This is a genomic window from Brevirhabdus sp. (assembly GCF_052826345.1).
The window spans coordinates 1-19753 of record NZ_JBRBUA010000067.1; the positions used below are offsets into that span (position 1 = coordinate 1).

At 63.0% G+C, this 19753-nt stretch carries 17 protein-coding genes and 2 pseudogenes; 8 read left to right on the forward strand and 11 right to left on the reverse strand.

Annotated features, from left to right (window positions below):
- The 3 genes from ligD to ACU0BR_RS08395 form a co-directional block, all read right to left on the reverse strand.
- On the reverse strand, nt 1-1998 hold a 1998-nt coding region (ligD, locus tag ACU0BR_RS08385), incomplete at its 3' end, for a DNA ligase D (RefSeq protein WP_446156402.1).
- Entirely contained in the window at nt 1998-2831 is an 834-nt protein-coding gene (gene ku / locus ACU0BR_RS08390) for a non-homologous end joining protein Ku (RefSeq protein ID WP_292958008.1), read from the reverse strand. The genes ku and ligD, both read right to left, overlap by 1 nt.
- Before the next feature lie 323 nt (nt 2832-3154).
- The gene (locus ACU0BR_RS08395; RefSeq protein WP_414692184.1) at nt 3155-5212 is read right to left on the reverse strand and encodes a catalase; all 2058 of its coding nucleotides are present in this window, start codon (nt 5210-5212) and stop codon (nt 3155-3157) included.
- 375 nt (nt 5213-5587) lie between these two features.
- Here ACU0BR_RS08395 and ACU0BR_RS08400 point away from each other — a divergent pair, with 375 nt between their 5' ends.
- From ACU0BR_RS08400 to ACU0BR_RS08430, 7 genes are read left to right on the forward strand one after another with little or no spacing between them, the layout of a single operon-like run.
- Nucleotides 5588-7093, forward strand: coding sequence for a cbb3-type cytochrome c oxidase subunit I (locus ACU0BR_RS08400; protein WP_446156403.1), 1506 nt, complete (start codon nt 5588-5590; stop codon nt 7091-7093).
- A 4-nt stretch (nt 7094-7097) separates the two neighbouring features.
- Nucleotides 7098-8537: a cbb3-type cytochrome c oxidase subunit II gene (locus ACU0BR_RS08405; protein ID WP_446156404.1), complete on the forward strand. Its 1440-nt coding sequence runs from the start codon at nt 7098-7100 to the stop codon at nt 8535-8537.
- Complete coding sequence (locus tag ACU0BR_RS08410; RefSeq protein WP_446156405.1) at nt 8527-8838, forward strand: hypothetical protein; 312 nt, start codon at nt 8527-8529, stop codon at nt 8836-8838. Before ACU0BR_RS08405 ends, ACU0BR_RS08410 begins: the two co-directional genes overlap by 11 nt.
- Nucleotides 8819-9166: a hypothetical protein gene (locus ACU0BR_RS08415; protein WP_292957998.1), complete on the forward strand. Its 348-nt coding sequence runs from the start codon at nt 8819-8821 to the stop codon at nt 9164-9166. The genes ACU0BR_RS08410 and ACU0BR_RS08415 overlap by 20 nt, the downstream gene beginning before the upstream one ends.
- Before the next feature lie 9 nt (nt 9167-9175).
- Complete coding sequence (locus tag ACU0BR_RS08420; protein ID WP_292957996.1) at nt 9176-9484, forward strand: hypothetical protein; 309 nt, start codon at nt 9176-9178, stop codon at nt 9482-9484.
- Nucleotides 9485-9504: 20 nt separating this feature from the next.
- Nucleotides 9505-9711, forward strand: a complete 207-nt coding sequence (locus ACU0BR_RS08425; RefSeq protein ID WP_292957994.1) for a hypothetical protein — start codon at nt 9505-9507, stop codon at nt 9709-9711.
- 3 nt (nt 9712-9714) lie between these two features.
- On the forward strand, nt 9715-11682 hold the full coding sequence (locus ACU0BR_RS08430) for a hypothetical protein (RefSeq protein ID WP_292957992.1): 1968 nt from the start codon (nt 9715-9717) through the stop codon (nt 11680-11682).
- A 107-nt stretch (nt 11683-11789) separates the two neighbouring features.
- Here the strand turns inward: ACU0BR_RS08430 and ACU0BR_RS08435 are convergent, their stop codons facing one another.
- From ACU0BR_RS08435 to ACU0BR_RS08460, 6 genes and pseudogenes are all read right to left on the reverse strand, one after another.
- Nucleotides 11790-13316, reverse strand: coding sequence for a tripartite tricarboxylate transporter permease (locus ACU0BR_RS08435; RefSeq protein WP_292957990.1), 1527 nt, complete (start codon nt 13314-13316; stop codon nt 11790-11792).
- Between the two features lie 3 nt (nt 13317-13319).
- On the reverse strand, nt 13320-13886 hold the full coding sequence (locus tag ACU0BR_RS08440) for a tripartite tricarboxylate transporter TctB family protein (protein ID WP_292979054.1): 567 nt from the start codon (nt 13884-13886) through the stop codon (nt 13320-13322).
- A gap of 103 nt (nt 13887-13989) precedes the next feature.
- On the reverse strand, nt 13990-14955 hold the full coding sequence (locus tag ACU0BR_RS08445; RefSeq protein WP_446156406.1) for a Bug family tripartite tricarboxylate transporter substrate binding protein: 966 nt from the start codon (nt 14953-14955) through the stop codon (nt 13990-13992).
- 423 nt (nt 14956-15378) lie between these two features.
- Nucleotides 15379-16899, reverse strand: a complete 1521-nt coding sequence (locus ACU0BR_RS08450) for an aldehyde dehydrogenase (NADP(+)) (RefSeq protein ID WP_292957985.1) — start codon at nt 16897-16899, stop codon at nt 15379-15381.
- 1 nt (nt 16900) lies between these two features.
- Nucleotides 16901-17626: a ribonuclease activity regulator RraA gene (locus tag ACU0BR_RS08455; RefSeq protein ID WP_292957983.1), complete on the reverse strand. Its 726-nt coding sequence runs from the start codon at nt 17624-17626 to the stop codon at nt 16901-16903.
- 514 nt (nt 17627-18140) lie between these two features.
- Nucleotides 18141-18290, reverse strand: a pseudogene (locus ACU0BR_RS08460) (IS256 family transposase); the annotation flags it as partial.
- A 119-nt stretch (nt 18291-18409) separates the two neighbouring features.
- Here ACU0BR_RS08460 and ACU0BR_RS08465 point away from each other — a divergent pair.
- A pseudogene (locus tag ACU0BR_RS08465) lies at nt 18410-18716 on the forward strand (transposase); the annotation flags it as partial.
- 119 nt (nt 18717-18835) lie between these two features.
- Here the strand turns inward: ACU0BR_RS08465 and ACU0BR_RS08470 are convergent.
- On the reverse strand, nt 18836-19456 hold the full coding sequence (locus tag ACU0BR_RS08470; protein ID WP_446156407.1) for a transposase: 621 nt from the start codon (nt 19454-19456) through the stop codon (nt 18836-18838).
- The coding region (locus ACU0BR_RS08475; protein WP_446156408.1) for an IS110 family transposase at nt 19378-19753 on the reverse strand (376 nt) is incomplete at its 5' end. The genes ACU0BR_RS08475 and ACU0BR_RS08470, both read right to left, overlap by 79 nt.

A 19753-nucleotide genomic window follows, 5' to 3' on the forward strand; every position in this document is an offset into this window, starting at 1 on the left:
ACGCACCGCGTCCCAGCCCAGCCCCTCGTCGGGGTCCAGATCGAAGACCAGGCGGTCGGGCCTGTCCAGACGATCGCGACGCGCCCCCCAGACGTGGAATTCCAGCGTGCCCATCTGCGCCGCCGCGACCAGTCCGCCGGGGCCCGTGGCATAGAGATACCGGGCCGCATTCCCGTCGCTTTCGCCGATTTCGACGCGGCCCAGTTCGCGGGGCATCCCGCCGGTGTCGTGCTTCTGGAAAAAACATTGTCCGTCGATCCCCGAAGGGCAGCGGAACAGAGACAGCGGACGCTGACCGATCAGCCCGATCATGCGTTCGCCGACACGATCATAGTGGCGCGCCACATCGCCCTTGGTGCAGCCCGCTTCCGGAAAGACCCTGCGACCCTCATGGGTGACGCGGATGCCGCGAATCCCGGTTTCCTCGTTCTGTTGCATCGGTTCCTCCAACCGGACCTGATCGGCGGTCTTGTCGTGGCGCAATCCCAGGAACGCGCCGTGACGGATATGGCCGTCGGCGGTGAATTCGGTGAACTCGACTTCGGCCACCAGGTCAGGGCGCAGCCAGGATGCGCCACGCGCGATGGCCGCGGGCACATCACCGACCGGCGGGGTCTTGCGGGGGGTGAAGGCGGCAGACAGATCCTTCATCGAGGCCTCGGAAAAGCCTGTGCCGACGCGACCCTTGTAGCGCAGCTTGCCGGCTTCGTGCGAGGCTACCAGAAGCGATGCGAACGGCCGCCCCTTCTTGTCCGAGGGGCTGAATCCCACGATCACGAATTCCTGCCGTCGCGTGCACTTGGTCTTCAGCCAGGTCTTGGCGCGTCCACCGCGATAGGGTGCGTCGAGACGCTTTGACACCGTGCCTTCGCCCCCGGCCTCGCAAGCCGCGGCGAAGATCCGGGCGCCGTGGCCGATGACGTGGTCGCTTGTCCGCAGCGCGCCGCCGGCCGGCAGACCCGCCAGCAATCCGGCCAATCGTTCGCGCCGCTCGATCAGGGGCGCGTCGGTCAAGTCGGTGCCGTCCACGCGCAGCAGGTCAAAGGCGAAAAAGACCAGATCGCCCCCCTCCTTGAGTGCGCGTTGCAGCGATGAAAAGGCCGATTGCCGAATCCGATCGGCCATCACCTCGCCGTCGATCAGGGCGGTGTCGCAGGGCAAGGCGTCGAACGCCGTGGCCAGGCGGCCGAAACGATCCGTCCAGTCCTTGCCCGAGCGGGTATAGAGCCGCGTCCCTCCGCCACCCAGCGCGGCAAGGCATCGGTAGCCGTCGAACTTCGTCTCGTGCAGCCAATCGTCACCCTCGGGTGGCTTGTCGACCAGCGTGGCAAGCTGCGGCGTGGTGAAGGCCGGCCGTTTGCCCCGGCGTTTTCGATCCGCGGCCGCGGATGCGACCGGACCGACCGCGGCCGCGATCCGTTTCATCGGGCGGCCGGTCCTGACCGAGACGTCGAACTGGTCGGTCAACGCGTCCGGTTCCTCCCCTGCGTCGTCGTCGATCTCCTTGATCAGCAGCCAGTTTTCCCGCTTGTCATCGGGCTTTCGCTGCATCCGCACCAGGGTCCATCCGCCGTGCATCCGGCTGCCCTGAAGCGTGAATTTCAGCTTGCCCTTCTTCAGGCCCTGCCCGAAATTCTCCTGCGCCGACCAGGTGCCCTCGTCCCACAGCATCACCGTTCCGGCACCGTATTCGCCTTTGGGGATCGTGCCTTCAAAGCCGGCATAGTCGATCGGATGATCCTCGGTCCGGACCGCAAGGCGTTTTTCGCGCGGATCGGAGGAAGGGCCCTTGGGGACAGCCCAACTGAGCAACACGCCATTCCATTGCAGCCGGAAATCGTAGTGCAGGTGGGAGGCGGCATGTTTCTGCACGATGAAGCGGTGATTGTCGTCTGCGGCAGCCGGAATCCGGCCTATCGGCTCGCCGGTGCGGGTGAAATTGCGCTTGTCGTTGTATTCGGCCAGAGGGTCGGCCGGCCGAGCGTCGCGGCGGGTCATCACGACGCCTTCTTGCGCTTCGGCTTCTTGCTGTCGGCCGCCCGCGCGGTCTTCAGGCTCTGTTTCAGCGCGCTCATCAGATCGACGACCTTGTCGCCGCCGGCAACTTCACGTTCGGCGTCGTCGCGGACTCGTGGGGCTTTCTTGTCCTTTCGCTTGGCCTCCAGCAGATCGCGCAGCGCCGCGGCATATTTGTCGGTATAGGCGGTGGCGTCGAAGGGCGCGGATTTGCGTTCGATCAGCGAGGTGGCAACCTCGACCAGTTCGACATCGGCGGGTGCATCCTCGATACCGGTGAAAATCTGATCGGCCTCGCGCAGTTCGTTTTCGTAATGCAGCGATTCCATCAACAAGCCGTCGCCACAGGCCTTGACGGCGGCAAGATATTCCTTGCCGCGCATCGTCACCTGGCCCAGCCCGACCTTGTTCGTCTGCCGCAGCGCGTCGCGCACGACGCGATAGGCATCCTCGGCCAGATCGTCGGAAGGGACGATGTAGTAGGGCTTGTTGAAGTAGATCGGCGGTATATCGCGAAAATCGACGAACTGAACCAGTTCGAAGGTCTTTTTCGTCTCCAGCTTGATCGCGTCGATTTCTTCGGGGTCGATCAGCAGATATTCGTCATCCCCGATCTCGTAGCCCTTGACGATTTCGGCCGCATCCACTGGTCCGATCTCGGGCACGGTCTTTTCATATCGCACCTTCTTGCCCGAAGGCCGGTGAATCTGGCGAAATGACACGCGGCCATCGGGTTTCGTGGCCGAATAGATCTCGACGGGGATGGCGACCAATGACAGCCGAAGCTGACCCTTCCACAATGCGCGCGGTGCCATTTCCGTCCTTTCCCTCGGGGTCCACGAGAATGATCAAAGGCATTTCGGAAGAATATACGCCTTGCGCGGCGCGATGGTTCCTGAACCGGCCCCCATTTGGACCGTTTCTTCCGGCGCCGGAATGGGCGCCTGCCGTCGCCCCGCAGTCAAGGACGGGACTGCCGTTCGCGTGAGGCATATTGCCGGCCGCGACAGGGGTCAGCGCCTGCCGATCCGGGCAAACAGGCGGGCGAAAACGCCCGCCGGACTTTCGAAGATACAGGCCGCCTGGTGGCCGCAGGGCCGGCGCGGTCCAGAGATGGACTGCCCCGCCTCGATGCGCGCTACCAGATCGCGCGCTCGCGATCATGGAACCGCCGCGCAGCGACCTTGACGAAGGCATCGGGGTCCAGGTCCACGACACCCTCATCCCTGGTGACGCCCGCCGCATCCAGAAGCGGTTTCGCCGCATCCTCGGCCGCGATCGCTTTCAGATGCGCGAAGGCGTCCGAGACGAAATCGATCGCCGGCTTGTAGCTGGCCAGCGCCCGTGCGTCCTCTGACCCGATCACCAGGGCGATCGCATCCAGAAGAACCGATGGCGTGGCGGCAAGTTGCGCCTCGGCATGGCCACGCTGCCTTGCGATCATCACCGCCACGCCGCCGGCCGCTTCGACCGCTTCACGAATGGCCTTGGCGCGCGCGGAATCGCCCCCGGCGCCGATGACAATCCCGACCTTGCGGCCCGCGAGGCTGGGCTTCGACCGCTTCAGGATCGACAGCGCGTCCGAGGGCGGCATGTCGATCGGGGCCCGCTGCGGCGTCGCGGCCTCGGGCAGATCTTCGGCCAGGCCGCGGGCCACGGCGCCGGCGAGATCTTCGTCGATCACCCGCAGATGACCCAGAATCCGGCTGCGGACATGATCCAGTCCCACGTTCGACAACTCGAAGGTGATCGCCTCGGCGATGTGGCGCTGTTCGACCTGGGTCTGGCTGCGATAGAACAACCGCGCCTGGCTGTAGTGATCGCCGAACAATTCGGGCCTGACGCGCAGCTTGGCATCGGGCGAGTTGCCCAGATCGGTCATCGCAGGGGCGGTGGCAAAACCCCGATCCACGGCGCGCGGACCGCCGTCCTCGCCGGCTTCGGCAAGACTGTTGGGTTCATAATTGGCCCGTCCCTTGGGCACCGCCATCTGCATCATCCCGTCACGCTGGAAATTCTGCATCGGGCATTTCGGGGCATTGATCGGCAATTGATGGAAATTGGCGGTTCCCAGCCGCGATTTCTGGGTGTCCAGATAGCTGAACAGCCGCCCCTGCAACAGCGGATCGTCGGTAAAGTCGACGCCCGGCACCACATGCGAGGGACAGAAGGCCGCCTGCTCGGTCTCGGCAAAGAAGTTGTCGGGATTGCGATCCAGCACCATCCGGCCGACGACGCGCACCGGGATATCCTCTTCCGGAACAAGCTTGGTCGCGTCCAGGACGTCATATGGCTGCCGGGCGGCCCAATCCGCGTCAAAGACCTGGATGCCCAGATCCCATTCGGGATGATCGCCGCGTTCGATGGCCTCCCACAGATCCTGTCGGTGATAGTCCGGGTTGGCGCCCGCTGTCTTGACCGCCTCGTTCCAGACCTGGCTCTGAAGCCCCAGCCGTGGCTTCCAGTGAAACTTGACAAAGGTGGACTTGCCCTCGTCATTGACCAGACGGAAGGTGTGGATCCCGAAACCCTCGATCATGCGGAGACTGCGCGGAATCGCCCGGTCGGACATCGCCCACATGATCATGTGCAGCGATTCGGGCATCAGCGAGACGAAATCCCAGAAAGTGTCATGGGCCGTGGCGGCCTGGGGATAGCCCCGATCGGCCTCCATCTTCACGGCGTGGATCAGATCGGGAAACTTGATCGCGTCCTGGATGAAGAACACGGGGATATTGTTGCCGACCAGATCGAAATTGCCCTCTTCGGTATAGAACTTGACCGCAAAACCCCTGACATCGCGGGGGGTGTCGACGCTGCCCGCCCCGCCCGCGACGGTGGAAAAGCGGGTAAAGACCGGCGTGCGGCCCTTCTTCGACAGGAATTGGGCGCGTGTCAGTTCAGGAATGGGATCGGTGCATTCGAAATAGCCATGCGCACCCGACCCGCGGGCATGCACGATCCGTTCGGGGATACGCTCGTGATCGAAGTGAAAGATCTTCTCGCGCAGGATGAAGTCTTCCAGAAGGGAAGGCCCGCGCGCGCCCGCCTTCAGGCTGTTCTGGTTGTCGCTGAGCGCGACGCCCTGATTGGTGGTCAAGGGCTTGCCGCCACGCTGATGCAGCTCGCCCGCCTCACCGCTCTTGTTGCTGGTGTCGGTCACGGCACTCTCCTGTCCTGATTTGTGATCCGGCATCCGCAAGGACGCCCGGCGAACAACGCAGGTGATGGCTGACCGTTCCCGCGAAAGACGAAATCCCGGATCAGCGGCGCCGCCCTTGTCCGGCGCCGACGCGCGCCGTGTCCGTGATCGGGCGATGCGAGACCGCCCGCAATGGTCGGTGGCGACGGAACGAAGCGCGCGCGGAGGGCGGGCCACGACCGCCCTTGGCATCGTCGGCGCGCGTCCTGGAAATGGTTGACTGATGCAAAAAATGCGAGCGACGTGCCTGCGGGGCCGACTCTCGCTCCGGCTAAAGCCTTTCGACACCGCCGTTTTTTCGACCGGACGGCGCATGGCGGAAAACTGCCCGGAACATGCGACCCCGCCGAACGGAAGGGGAGGAATGTCGTGACGGACATAACCAGTACCCGGGACATGCCACCCTCCGGCCGACATCCAAGCGACCTGCTGGAACCGATCCATCATTACAGCGACCGTGCCGCGCGAACCTGGCTTTACAGTTCCGTCTTCTGGCTGATGTTCGTCACCCTGGTCGGCCTGACCATCGCGACCGAGTTGATCGCGCCGAACATCTTTGCCGGCATCCCCTATCTGGTCTTCAGCCGGATCCGGCCGATCCACGTGAACGGGGTCATCTTCGCCTGGCTGTCGATGATGTATTTCGGCGGTGCCTTCTATGTCCTGCCGCGGCTTCTGGGCTTGCGGGAGATGTGGGGCGAAAGCCTTGCGGTCTGGATGGCGTGGGCGTGGAACCTGACGATGGCCGCGGGCTTTGCCGGGCTGTCGATGGGATATACCCAGGGGCGTGAATATACCGAACTGATCTGGCCGGTCGATGTGGCGGTGGTGGTCGTGCTGCTGATCAACATCTACATCATCCTGATGACGGTGCTGGCGCGGCGGATCAGGCCGCTTTACGTCACCGTCTGGTGGAGCGTCGCCAGCCCGATCTGGCTGGCCGCAGATTATTTCATCGTCAACGTGATGTGGCGGCCGGGCACGTTGCTGGGCAACGGCATTCCGGGGGCGCGGCTGTCCGGCGCGCTGGAAGACCCGCTGGCCGACGGAATGCTGAACTGGTGGGGAAACCACAACCTGTTCGGATTGTGGCTGACGCCGATGATGGTCGGGCTGATGTATTACTTCGTGCCCAAGATCACCCGAACGCCGCTTTACAGCCACACCCTGTCGCTGGTGTCGTTCTGGGGCATCGCCTTCTTCTACACCGGGGTCGGGCACCACCATCTGTTGCAGGCGCCCATCCCCGGCTGGCTGAAGACCTTCGCCACCGTCAACTCGATCATGCTGCTGGTTCCGGTCTTCGCCTTCGTGGGCAATATCTGGCTGACCATGCGCGGCAACTGGGACAAGTTCTTCGTCAACATTCCGCTGCGCTTCATGCTGACCGGGTTCCTGTTCTATTTCCTGGTCAACGTGCAGGGCTCTTTCATGGCGGTGCCGGCGTTCAACAAGATGATCCACTTCACCAATTTCATCGTCGCGCACGCCCATCTGGCGCTGCTGGGGGCGTTCACCTTCTTCGGCATGGGGCTGATCGAATACATGGTGCCGCAGATGGCGCGGCGGCCGGTCTACAGCCGCAAGATTTCGGAATGGACCTACTGGCTGCTGCTGACGGGCTTTTTCGGCTTCTTCTGGGTGCTGACCATCGCCAGCTTCCTGCAAGACGAAAGCTGGGCGCGGGGCGAGCCCGAGGTCAACGTTCTGGCGATGATCCGGCCGCAATATATCGGCCGCGCGATCTTCGGCGCGCTGATCGTGTTCTCGACCTTCACCCTGGCATGGAACGTCGTCGCCACCGTGTTCAGCGATACGAGCGCCGGCACCCGCCGCGCCTTCCGCCGTGCCGTGGCCCTGGAGCCGGGAGAGTAGCGACATGGACAACCGCAACCGCATCCCCGAACACCCCCCCTACCCCGAAAAGCTGCTGCGCGCACATCGTGGCCGCCGGATGCTGATGACCCCCGGCATGGTGGCGATCGGCGGGCTTCTGGCCTTTTTCACCGTGGTGTTTTCGGTGGTCGTCCTGCCCACCAGCACCTACAAGCCACAGGTATCGCCCAACTGGCTGCCGCTGGACGATACCCAGGTATCAGGCCGCGCCGTCTATCTGGCCAATGGCTGCGTTTATTGCCATAGCGGCTTCAGCCGGCCGCAGGATGTCTTCACCGGATCCTCGGCGCTTTACGCGCGCGCCTCGCAGCCGGGCGACTATGCCGGCATCAGCCAGAGCCCGAACACGCTGGGCAGTATCCGCACCGGGCCGGACATCTCGAACGAAGGCGGCACCCATCCGGATGGCTGGCACCGCTCGCATTACTGGAACGCGCGCAGCACCACACCGATGTCGGTGATGCCCCGCTTCAGCTTTCTCAGCGCCGACGAGACCGATGCGCTGATCAGCTATACGCAAAGCCAGGGCGGCAAGCTTGCGGCACTGCGCTATGCGGCGACGCAGACCGGCAACTACCTGATGCGGCTCAATGCCGGCAAGGCGGGTCTGGACGATCCCGGCGTGCCGGTGGCCGATCTGGTGGCGCAGTTGCGCGGCACGGGCGAGCTGCGCGAGAACGGCACGCCCAAGGACAAGGCACCAAGCGGCATGAGCTGGATGGACGTCTGGCACATGAACAGCTTCTCGCGATCCTACTGGCTGACCGACAACCCGCTGGAGGTCAATGCCGAGAACCTGATGCGCGGCAAGGCGACCTATATACAGCGCTGCGCGGGCTGTCATGGCCGCAATGGTGACGGCAAGGGGCCGGGCGCCGAGCGGCTGAAGGTCAAGCCCTTCGATTTCACCCAGACCAACCTGCCCTATGACACCGGCACCTCCAGCGGCATGATGTATCACCGCATCCTGACCGCCGGGCCCGGCACCGCGATGGAGAATTTCGGCACCCGCCTGTCGGTCGCCGAGATCTGGCGCACGGTGATGTTCCTGCGCACCATCCCCAATGGCGGACTGAAGGAAACCCTGCCCACCGTCGAAATGTACGAACGCTGGAATCCCCCTGAAACCGCGCTGCGCTATATCGCGGAAAACCCGATCGACGAGACCTATACCGACCTGCCGAAGACCGATGACCCGTTCATGCAGGCCGCGCGCTGGATCGCGCCCGGCATGACCGCGAACGACACGATCTATGTCGGCGGCAAGCTGCCCATCACCCTTGACCGGCTCGCCGGGGTGATCGGCGGATTGTACCGGGCCGACATCCAGCGCCGATACGACGACGCCACGGCGCGCGGCGAGGCGATTCCCGCGCTTGCCGAACTGCAGGATACGGAAGGGCTGGTGTTCCATGCACCCTGATCATTTTCAACCGCGCCAAACGGCCGCCGCCTGCGCCGCGGCCTCCGCCCTCGCCATGGCCGCCGCACCGGCATGGGCCAGCGTCTCTCCAAAGGGCGCGGAGTTCGTCATGGCGGACTGGATGCTGCTGTCGTTCCTGTCCTTTGCCGGCGCGGCGCTGGTGGTGTTCCTGATCGCGGTCCGGCGGGGAATGTTCGTCGGCATGGAAGAGGCGAAATATCCGCTGCTTTCGGTCGAAGAGCCCGATTACTACACGCCCGAATGGGCGAAGGAGGACGGTGATGCAGCCCAGTGGAAGTGATCCCGCGACGGTGGATGCGATCAACCGCTATATCTATGCCCAGTATATGGATCGCATCCCGACCGATCGCACCGAGATCCTGTGGCGCGGGCCGATCTATGAGGTGCTGTTCGCGGTCACCCTGATTGCATTCTTCTTTTCGGTTGTCTTCCTGATGCGGCTGACATTCCGTCAGCGCGCCGAACTGACCGAACTGACCTCTTTCGCCGGCCAGTTGACCGAGCGGGCGGGCATGATACGGCTGTTTTCCTATGTCGTCTGGACCGCGACGACGGTCTATGCGGCCTATTTCGCGGTCACGGCGATCTTCCGCGGTATCATCTATTGAGGTGGGTCCATGGCCGAAGGTCATTCCTATAGCTACGTCACCACCGCCACGCTGTCCGGCGATACATGGGCACGGGTACAGCCGCTGCTCGAATCCTGGAAGCCGGTGCTTCAGGATCTGCCGGGATATGCCGGAAGCGACGTGATGGCGCGCACGACCGGGAACGGCGCACTGAGAATGCATGTGCGCGTCACCTGGCTGACCCGGGAGCAGTTGGAAGAGTTCGCGGATTGCCGCTGGGAAACCGAGCGGATGATCGCCGCGACCGGGGCAGAGCCCGGCGACATGCGCTCGGAGACGTTCGAGCATTTCATCTGAAGCGACGGAAGGGCAAGATCATGGCGCAGATTTCAGTGACCGACGCACCACCGGTGGACCTGCCGCGCCCCTTCAGCGACGACGAGATCGACCAATCCTTTCAAGTCGAGGACGACCGCTGGAGCCGTCGGGCGCAGATCGGGGACTGGTTGATCCTGGCGGCGATGATCGCCGTTTCGCTGGGCTATCACCTGGCGATCTTCGCGTTGCAGCCGGGCCTGCGCTGAGCGATGCGCGTCGAAGACATATCCAACCTCGATGCCTTGCTGTTCGTGCTTTTCCTGGCGGCGGCGTCGCTGCTTGTCTTCCGGCTCGTCCCGCGTGCCGGTCCGCGCGCCGAGGCCGAGACCTTTTCCGCCGCCGAGATCGCGCGCTATGACGGCGCCCTGACGAAATATGCGCTGACCGTCGCCGGGGCGCTGCTTGTGGGCAGCCTGCACCTTGCGGTCAAGTCGCTGCCACCCGTGGCCCGCTGGCTGGCACAGGCCGGACGCGGCGGCCACCTGGCCGCCAACATCGCCTACAGCCACATGGTGATCGTCATGGGTGGCACGATCGCGGTGACGGGTCTGACATGGTATGTCCTGCCGCGGGTTGTGCAACGCCCCCTCTACAGCGGAACGCTGGCCCAGCTGGCGTTCTGGGGCACGGTTCTGGGCGCCGGGGGGTTCTATCTGATCAACCTGTTCGGCGGCGTGACGATGGGCGCGCTGGTGCATGGCGGCATGACCGACGCCGAGGCATCGGACGCGCTTGGCATCTGGCGGACGCTGCCGACGGCGGGCGCGGCGACGCTGATGGGCGTGGGCTACTGGATTTTCGTCATCAACGTGCTGGCAACCTGCTGGCTGGGGCGCCGGGTCGCCGGTGCGCGACCGCTTGCGCATCTTGCCGGTTTCTTCGTGCTGGGCACCATCGGTCTGCTGGTCGGCACGGTGCAGGGCGTTCTGCAGGTCATGCCGGACAACGAGGAATGGCTTGCCGCTGCCGGAGTGGCCGGACGCTACATCGATCCGATCTCGCATGCCCATGTCAACCTTCTGACCGGGGTCATGATGCTGATCGGCGGCCTTGTCTTCGCCCTCGCAGACCCGCCCGCCCAGGGATCGCACGGTCGCCGCATGGCCGCGCGCGTGTTCTGGACGCTGGGGCCAGGATCGGTGGCGCTGTATCTTGCCTTTCTGGTTCTCGGCCTGACCGAGGGCAAGCTGATCGTGACCGAAGGTCTCGGCTTCGCGCAGGCGACCGAACGGCTGGGCCTCTGGCACAGCATTCCGCTTGCAGCATCCGCAGGCGTCGTCCTGTTCGGCCTGTGGTCGCTGCTGGGCGCCATCGTCATGCGCTTTGCCCGGGGCATCGGGCGACGCGCGGGCTCGGGGTTGATCTGCCTCGGCGTGGCGATCCTGATCGCGGGAACGATGCAGGGCGCGCTGCAGATTCTGCCGGAGGTCAAGAACTGGATGGTCGAGGCGGGCAGCGCCGGTGTCGCCGTCGCGCGAACCCATGCCCAGGTCAACATGCTGGGCGGCGTTCTGACGATCCTGACCGGCCTGATGCTGCGCATCGGCCGTCCGATCCTCGGGGCCGATCCCGCGCCGGAATTCGACCTGCGTCTGGCAAGACTGATGGGCGCGGGCGTGGCGCTGTATTATCTTGGCGCCCTGGCCGGAGCGATCGCAGCCGGACAGGCGATCCGTTCCGGGGCAGAACCGCAACCGGGGCTTTGGGCCTGGTTCTTCGCCTCGGGCGTCATCGCGGGCGCTTTTCTCTATGCCCGTGCGGCGGCGCTGTTGCTGGGCTTCGTATGGCGCGCGACACCGGTGCAACGGGCCGCAGGCTGGCGCATGGTCAAGGCCGAAATGGCCCGGCACGACGGGCCGCGACCACGCTGGCTGCGCCAGGTTCCGATCGCAGCACTGCTCTTGCCGGAAACGATCGGAGCCGTGACAGGCTTTCCCGGGCTGGGCTGGATCCTGTCGGGCCGCGCCCTCATCGGCGTTCCGCTGATCTTCGCTGGTCCAGCCCTGGCCTGGGCCGTTCTTCCGCTGATCCTGTCGCCCTATGGGCCGGTCGCCCGCCCCGATACGCTGTTCATCATAATCCAGGGATATCTGATCGTTTCCGCCACCTTGTCGGTCCTGACGCTTTGGGCCTGCATCAGGTCAGAGCGAAGCTTGAGGCCCGGACAGATCGCCTGATAACGAACCCGGTCTTGCGAGTCTTGCCGCACGGGGTTCGATCGTATCGTCTGAGGCTGCCACGGTCCCCGGCGGGCGGGCGCGCAAGGCATCAAGGCAGGTGCGCGTCAGTTGGGCGGAACCGCCGCCAATTTCTTGCCCGGTTTCTTGATGACGAGGAAGTAGATAAAGACCAGCGTCAGCAGGACGAAGAACAGGCTGTCGGGGTTCGTGAGGAAAGTCGTTGGATCGCCGTTGGACAAGGCCAGCGATCGCCGCAAAAATTCCTCAAGATTGGGGCCCAGAATATAGCCGAGCAGCATCGTGATCACCGGAAAGCCGTTGCGCCTCAGATGGAAGGCCAGAACACCCATGCCCAGAGCCATGAACATCTGAAAGGTCGAATAGGTGGAAACATAGCTTCCCACGACGGCCAGGATGGTGATGACCGCGTAGAGAACATCCTTGCGGACGGAGACGATCCTGATGAAATACGGACCGATCAGATAGAGCGTCAGGGGAATGAGCACGACCGCGCTGAACAGCAGGGTTGCCAGCATCGGGGCTATCAGCCCGGCCTGATCCGACATCAGTTGCGGGCCGGGCTGGATGCCGTTGATGACCAGGACGCCGAGCATGATGGCAGTGATCGGATCGCCGGGAATCCCGAAGGTCAGCATCGGAACCATGGCACCGCCACAGACGGCATTGTTGGCACTTTCAGAGGCTGCGATGCCTTTGGGATTTCCCTTGCCGAAGGTTTCCGGCTCGGAAGATGTTCGGACCGCCTCGGTATAGGCGAGAAACGAACCCATCGATCCTCCGGCACCCGGCAGCGTCCCGACGAAATAGCCGATCAGGCTGGATTTGAGATAGCAGACGAACCCGATCTTGCGAATCTCGGAAAGCGGCGGCAGAAAATCCCGCCGTCTGATCCTGACCTTTTCCGCGGCCGCCGTTGCAGCGGCGATGTCATTGGTCGAACTCGCCTGGATCAGCACTTCGGCGATGGCGAATGTCCCGATGATGACGGGCATCAGGTCGATCCCCGCGGTCAGGTTGCTGTAGCCATAGGTGAACCGGGTGATCGGTTCCATCGCGTCGAGGCCGATGGTTGCAAGCATGAGGCCAATGCAGGCTGCCAGCCCGGCCTGGGGGATGCGGCCGCGCTGCGCAATCACGACGACGACGATGGCAAAGGCCAGCAGCGAGAACTTGCCGGTCGTCTTGACGAGCAGGGAAACCTCGGCCACGAATGGCGCGACCGCGATCAGCAGCAGCGCCCCCAACGCGCCGCCGAACATGGAACCCAGGGCCGCGTGACCCAACGCCAACGCACCCTTGCCCTTCTGTTGCATGGGATAGCCGTCCAGCGCGGTCATCATCGACGATGGCGCGCCCGGAATATTGATCGTGACCGCGGTGATGCTGCCCCCGCACATGCCGGCCATATAGATGCTGGCAGAGGCCATGAGCGCTGTTTCAACACTGAGCGTGTATGTGACCGGCAGCAGCAGGGCCATCGCCAGCGTCGCGGTCAGGCCCGGAATCGCCGCAAAGATGGTTCCGATCACGAAGCCCATGACGACATAGGTCAGGTTCAGCGGATCCAGGAGCAGGGTGCTGCTGCTGATGACAAGTAAGATGAAATCCATGATCTAACCCCACAAAGTCGGGAGCCGGACCCCGAACAATTGCTGGAACATGACGTAGGCGATCACGACAATCGCCACGGATATGACAGCCTTCTGCAGCAGCTTTTCAAAAGAAGAGAAAAGCACGACAAGCACGAAAACGAAAATTCCCGACGAGATGAAATATCCGGCAGGCTTGAAGGCAATGATGTAGATGAAGATGGCCAGGACAACCCAGAGATGGGTGAAGTTTCGAGGTCCACTTGCACCGGGTTCCTTGGGTTCGGTGCGGATCTTCTGAAGAATGAGAATGCTGGAAAAGACGATTGCGGCGCCTCCCACCAGGATGGGAAAGAACGAGGGCGTCAATCCGCTTTCGGATACGGGCGCACCCAAACCGACCGCGGAAATGAAGTATCCGACAGACACTGCAAGAGTGACATAGAGAAATAGCGGCGGCCTTTTCACGAGCATCGTCTTCTCCGGGACTGGGGGTGGAACGGCGCGTCGGCGCGAAGCGCCTGCCCATGCGTTCAGGTATGAAGAAAATCGTTGGATCACGGATGCGCCAACCCGCCGCGTTGCCAGCATGGGATGACGTCGTTGGTTCGGGCGACATCCTCCACCGCCACGGCAAGCCTCGGCCGGGCCCAAGTCTCCGATACCAGATCGGAGGCTTGGGTCCCTGCAAGGATCAGAGGTCCAGTTCGTCCATGAGCTTGAACGTCTTGTCCTGAAGTTCGCCCATCCAGATCTTGACCTCGTCAGAGCCGAGCCAATCCGGAGTAACCCCAACCTGTTTCAGCCAATCCTGAAATTCTTGGCTGTCATAGGCCGTCTTGAACACGGTTTCGAGCGTCGTGACGGCCTCTTCGGGCGTGTCTTTCGGCGCTGCCAGAATGATGAAGCTGCCGGTTTGCAGGTCGTAACCCTTGGAGCTGATCGTTGGCACGTCCGTATAGGTCATGTTTTGCACCGAGGTCAGTTCGACCACGCCTTTGGCATCACCCGACGAAATGATGCCGCTGAAATCGCCCAGGCTGGAAATCGCTGCATCGAGTTCGCCCGACAGAAGGGCTTCTGCCTCCGCGCTGGAAGATCCGGCATAGGTGATCACGTTGAAATCGACTTCCAGCAGCTTTTCGAGCTGGATGACCGACAGATACGGACCCGATCCTTTCGGAGCGACGCCGACACGCACGGTTCCAGGCTTCGCCTTGGCCGCTTCGACCAGTTCCTCGAAGCTGTCGATACCGGAGCTTTTTGAAACGACGATCGCATCGGCTTCGGTCGTGATGCGGGCGATCGGCGTCATGTTGTCCAGGGAATAGCCGGGCACCATCTGGCCGCGCGGCAAGGTGATGACGCTGTCATAGGTCAGGACCCCGACCGTATAGCCGTCAGGACGCGAATTCGTCATCTGAATCAGACCAGTCGCGGTCAGGGCGCCGGCGATGTTCTCGACATAGATCGATTTCGGCAGGTCTTGTTCGGCGATGTTGCCGATCTTGCGCGAAATCGAATCAGCACCGCCGCCGGCGGGCCACGGAACGATCAGGCGGATATCACGGGTGGGAAATTCCGCCGCGACTGCCGAGGTGCCGATGATGCAGGCACCAAGTGCCAAGATTATTCTGCTTTTCAAGCTTTTCGAAAACATGACCTGTTCCTCCTCCAGAAATTTGATGGGATCGCGAGTGGAACGCTCGGCTGGAACATCCTCACACACGAACCCGTGCTTCCGCCGATCGTCGCCTTCGGCGCAGTAGACTTGCCCCCAAGAACTCTGCCCATCATACTAACTAATTATTACAACTCAACGAAAAAAATCAATCGATAAAGGCCGAACATTCTTGGGTGTAAGCATAAATCTGTACATCATAAATACAAATTGACAGGCTGCTTCGGCCAGCGCGGCGGGCATTGGCAAAAGCTGCAAGGCCCGCCGATTACCGCCATCGGCCGGATTGCTGCGTGACAACGCCACGATAGGCTTCAGCAGAGCCCGGCGACCGAACTCGAAAGATCGACCCGCCAATCACGAAGGCGTGGTGACGGGTCGGTGGGGCCGTGACCTGCCAGGTCAGACATTCACCAGGTCGTCCGGCAACAGTTCTTCGGGAAGGTTCTGGTAGCACACAGGCCGCAGGAAGCGGCGGATGGAAAGTGTGCCGACAGAGGTGGCGCCAAAGTTTGTGCTGGCCGGATACGGACCTCCATGAACCATGGCGTCGCAGACCTCGACGCCTGTCGGAAATCCATTGGCCAGAACACGACCGGCCATTCGCTCCATCACCGGCAACAAGTCCCGGGCAAGTTCGATATCACCATCATCCATCTGAAGCGTCGCGGTCAGCTGTCCCTTGAAGCTTTCGGCGACCTCTCTCATCTGCGCCGCGTCCCTTGCCCGGATGACCAGCCCCAACGGTCCGAACACTTCTTCCGACAGATCCTGGTTGATCATCCACTCGCTGGCCGAAACTTCGAAAAGATACGGTGCGGCATTCCGACCTTGACAGGATGTGGTCAGCAGCGATCTGACCCCTGCGCCTTCCGACACCCGGCGGACGCCATTGCGATAGGCGTCGGCGATCCCGTCCGTCAGCATGGTCTGCTCTGCCACGCCCTCGAGGCCCTCGGCCGCGGATTGGACGAAAGCATCGGCGCCCTTCCCGTCAACCACGATGGCAATACCGGGATTGGTGCAGAACTGCCCGGCGCCCATGGTCAGGCTCGCCGCCCATCCCGCCCCCAGATCCGCACCCCGGGCGGCAGCGGCCTGCGGCAAGACGAACATGGGGTTGACGCTGCCAAGCTCGCCGAAGAACGGAATCGGTTCTGGTCGCGATGCGCAAAGACCATAGAGTGCGCGTCCGCCGGCAAGGCTGCCGGTGAAGCCCACGGCCTTGATCCGCGGATCTGTGACAAGCGCCTCGCCCACGATACGACTGCCCCCCTGGACGAGGCTGAAGATACCCGCGCTCATGCCAAGCTTTTCAAGCGCCGCAACGATCGCGTCACCGACGATTTCGCCCGTGCCCGGATGCGCGCCGTGACCTTTGACGACGACCGGGCACCCTGCGGCCAGCGCGGCGGCGGTATCACCACCGGCCACCGAGAATGCCAGCGGAAAATTGGATGCGCCGAAGACCGCGACCGGGCCCACCGGACGCTGCATCAACCGCAGATCGGGACGGGGAAGAGGTTTGCGATCGGGCAAGGCCGGGTCATGGCGACGATCGAGATACCCGCCGTCACGAATATGGGCAGCGAAAAGGCGCAACTGACCGGTGGTCCGGCCGCGCTCGCCCTGCAGGCGAGCTTCCGGAAGTCCGGTTTCCATACATCCGATTTCGGTAATCTGGTCGCCGCGCGCCTCGATCTCTTCTGCGATCGCTTCCAGCAGCTTCGCGCGTTGCTCGCGCGGGGTGGCGGCAAAGTCCGGAAATGCCGCATGGGCCGCGGCGCAGGCTTCGGCCACAAGCTTGGCGGAACCGGCCGAAAACTCGAAGCCCCGGCCGGTTGCCGGAGCAGAAAAGAACCGCGCCTCCGAGCCGACCCGCGCGCCTGCGATCAAGTGATTTCCGTGTGGAATGAAGGTCATGCTATCGTCCTGTCCGTTCGCGCCATGCATCGTATTTCACGAGGTTTTCGTCGTCCGTCGCCGGATAGAGACCGATGATCCCGGCGCCCGCGTTTACCTGCTCCAGCACAAAATCCTCATAGGATTCCATGTTCGTGCATTCCTCTGCGATCTCGTCGGCCAGATGGGCCGGGATCACCATCACGCCGTCACCGTCGCCCAGCATCACGTCGCCCGGAAAGACCGGTGCATCGCCGCAGGAAATCGGCACGTTGATATCCACGGCCTCATGCAGGGTAAGGTTTGTCGGCGCCGAGGGACAGGCAAAGTAGGCCGGCATGTCCAGGGCCGCGATGGCCGCCGCGTCGCGCACACCTCCGTCCGAGACCACGCCGGCAACGCCGCGTTGCCCCAGGCGGGTGACGAGAATCGATCCGGCCGTGGCCGCACGCCTGTCCTTGCGGGCATCCATCACCAGCACGTGACCTTCGGGACAGGTCTCGACCGCCACACGTTGCTTGTGGTCGCGCTCGCGGAACACGGTCAGCGGGTTGCGGTCCTCACGGGCGGGAATATAACGCAGCGTGAAGGCCTGGCCGACCATCGTGACCGGCTTGCGCTCCATCGGCACGACACCCTGCACGAACTGGTTGCGCAGACCGCGCTTGTACAGAGCCGTCGCGACAGAGGCCGTCGAGACCTTCCTCAACTTCGCGCGCGTCTCACTCGACAAGATGTAATCGCTCATATCCGTATTCCTGTCATCTGGCCCCTTGCGGCCATGGTTTTCGCAAATCCGCTCCGCTCTCCGGCACGAGGGAAAACGGCCGAAAAAACTCGATCGACTGCTCTTCAGCCGCACCTGCGCCAGGCCCGGTGACCTGGCTCTCCGACACGCCTGTGAACCTGACGGTCGGTTGGCCAGCATTGCCGCGGTTGAAACGGTCAGGTTGGTTCGCCGGAACTGCACCAGGCCATGTCGCAAGCCATGCAGGCCAGCGCGTCAGGATGGGCACAACGGCCCGTTTCCGACCTGCGACGTTCAGCGGAAAAGACCCGCACAACCTTTTGTGGCGCTCGGCAAATGAGTTCTCCCGATTTCTCCTTCCCAAGAGATCAGAAGCGTTGCTAAGCGTCGACGTCAAATTTGTCAATAGTTGTAACGTAAAGAAAGGATATTCGCGGCATATCGGGGGTTTTATGCGTATTTTTTGTCTATAATTATTACAGAATTCGATGCTCATCTCGGCTCTGCCATGCAAAGAGCGTGAACCCCAGGCTCCGGCAAAGCTGCGCTCCTCCACCTCCGCCTCCACGATCCGGTCAGTCGCAAAGGCCAGCATCTCGCGTACGAAGTCGCCCTCAGCTTGCTTCTCAACCAGCTCGATCAGCGTCATTCTGTTGTCGGTTATCGTGGGCATCCCACACTGCCGATCGGTCATATCCCAAGGCATGGTGTATCTGAGGCGGCCATCGGGTTTGTCGGCAGGGTCGGGTTGCGACGGCCAACCTGAACCGAGGGATGACCCCGATGACCAAACCCGTGATGGACCCGAGAGAGGTCGTAGAGAAGATCGGCGATGCGGAACTGCTGCGCGAGATGATCGGCTTCGCCGCCGGGCGGCTGATGGAACGCGAGGTGGGCGGCCAGACCGGCGCCGCCTATCGCGAGAAGAGCCCCGAACGCCTGGCGCAGAGGAACGGCGACCGCGACCGGTCGACGTATCCGTCGACGGCAGACTCGCGCCGGGAACGTGGAGCTGCGCATCCCGAAGTTGCGCACGGGCAGCTACTTCCCGTCGTTCCTTGAGCCTCGGCGCGCCGCAGAGTCGGTTTTGGGATTCACGCGGTCGGTTTGTCCGATTCACTGACGCCGGTGATTTGCCAGGGGGCGAAGATGACGAGGAGCCTGAGCGGCGACCTTCGCGGTCGGGTGATTGCGGCTATTGAGTATCCGTCATGCGCAAGCGGGTTTCTCGGCCCAGAAGCGGTCGGCTTTGACCAGGGCGTTCGCGATCTCGATCAGCTTCCGCATGAGCGCGACGAGCGCGATTTTCGCGGGCTTTCCGGCTTCGCGCAGTTGCTGATACTTGGCCTTGAGATCCGGGTTGAACCGCATGCCGACGAGAGCAGGCATGTAGAGCGCGTCACGCAGCGGCTTTCGTCCGCCGCTGATGAAGGACTTGCCCTTCCATTGGCCCGACTCCCTGTTATGTGGAACCAGCCCGGCCAGACTCCCGGCCTGCTTTCGGCCCAGCGTGCCGATTTCCGGGAAGAAGGTGAGAATGGCAGCGGCGGCAATCTGCCCGATTCCGGGGATCGAGCTGAGGATGTCGCGCTTGCGTGCGCTCGTCGTGTCCTCGGCAATGCGCCGTGCGATCTCGGCGTCGAGTTCGCCGAGCTGCCGTTCGACCAAGGTGAGGCGTGCGTTCGTCTGACGCTTCAGCAGGGCACTGGTCAGGATCAGGCGGCGATTGCGCAGACGGCCCCGCTCCTTGATCAGCGCGGCTCGTGCCGTCTGCAAGTCACGGAGCTCGCGCAAATTTTCCGAAACGGGCTCGTCGGGTTCCAGGCCCAAAGCGGCCCCATGCGCGCCAGACAGCGCGCATCCACCGCATCGGTCTTGGCATGCGTTCCGACGGCCTGCGCGAAGCGTCGCGCCTGCAGAGGGTTGACCTTCACGAGCGGGAACTTGCCCGAGAGAGCCGTCTCCAGCCGACGATGATAAGGCCCTGTCGCCTCGTACACGATGCGCGTCACGTCCATTGTGTCCAGCCATTTCTGCAGGGCGCGCACACCCTGTGCCGAATTCTCGAACTGCCTCGCCTCATTCCCCTCCAGATCGATTGCATCGAGGTGGGATTTGGAAATGTCG